The following is a 1,281-nucleotide window of genomic DNA, read 5'->3' as shown; positions in this document are numbered from 1 at the left end:
TGGACTTGCAACAAAAATGTGGACAATAAGTTAAGTCATGCCGCTCTCTTTTGATTATTTAATAGCCTTCCGTATTCTAAAGGCGAAAGATAATTTAAAGAAGAATGCCTTCTACATGTATTGTACCATGTTGCTATGTACTCAAAAATAGATAATGCCGCACTTTTGAATGTTTTATATTTGAAACGGTATATCCATTCGGTTTTGATACTTTTAAAAAAACTCTCAGCGCAAGCATTGTCCCAGCAATTACCTTTTCGACTCATGCTTTGAATAACAGTTTTGGCCTTTCTTAAAACAGCTCTAAAATCATGACAGGCATACTGAACGCCTTGATCGGAATGGAAGATCAAACGATCTATTATTGGCCTGTTTGAAATTGCCATCTTCCATGCTGGCATAATTGTGTCGGCGGCTTTCATTGTTTTACTTGTAGACCAACCAATCACTTTTCTGTCCGCTAAATCTATTATAACAGTCAGATATAGCCAACCTTCGCTAGTTCGTACATATGTGATATCAGAAACCCAAACTTCGCCCTGCCTTTTCGGATTAAATTTCCGATTCAAAAGGTTTGGAGATAAAGCAAATCCATGTTTAGAATAAGTTGTAACCACAAATTTCTTTTTTGTAACACTTTTCATATTAGCCTTCTTCATTAAACGCGCAACACGTGGTCTTGAAACCGTGATATTCTGTGCATTTAGTTCTTCGGTTATCCGTGGACTCCCATAAGTTTGCTTACTCTCTTTATAAATGATTTTAATCTGCTCAGTGAGCCTCTTGTTTTCAAGTGTTCTTTGGCTCGGTTCAGAATTAAGCCATATGTAATAACCACTACGACTAACATTCAGAACTCGACACATCATTTCAATAGGAAACATGCTAATATGATTTCTTATGAACTGGTAAATTTCCCACCGCTCTTGGAAAAGATGTGAACTGCTTTTTTTAATATATCTCGCTCCATTCTTGCCTCAGCAAGCTCTTTCTTTAACCTAGAAAGTTCAGATTCTTCTTCTGTGAGCTTGGCCTTTCCATTACCAGGAAAACTTGTTCCCTGATAGCTTGCAAACTCACTACGCCAGCGATAAATAAGTTCTGGACGTACATCGAGCTCATGAGCTAGTTCTTTTATATTTGCTCTAGAATAGCTTAACTCAACAGCATTTAATTTAAACTCTCTACTAAATTTTCGTCTCTCTTTTTCCATTTTCTAAGATATAAATTATTAAGATAATTATACCTTAACTCACTGTCCAAGTAAATGTAGCAACTCCA

Annotated in this window: 1 protein-coding gene; it reads right to left on the bottom strand. The window is 36.3% G+C overall.

All coding sequences use genetic code 11. The features are described from left to right. Positions 1-35: 35 nt before the first annotated feature. Positions 36-1,213 (bottom strand): IS3 family transposase gene (locus DWB61_RS17550; protein ID WP_125032237.1). Its coding sequence is split into 2 segments (ribosomal slippage): positions 36-946 and positions 946-1,213, totalling 1,179 coding nucleotides; the frame shifts between segments, so codons are not numbered across the junction. Between the last annotated feature and the right edge of the window lie 68 nt (positions 1,214-1,281).

The sequence above is a fragment of the Ancylomarina euxina genome, assembly GCF_003863355.1.
GTDB classification, from domain to species: Bacteria; Bacteroidota; Bacteroidia; order Bacteroidales; family Marinifilaceae; genus Ancylomarina; species Ancylomarina euxinus.
Note: the sequence above shows the minus strand (reverse complement) of the source record. Positions and strands in the feature narration are given on the sequence as shown.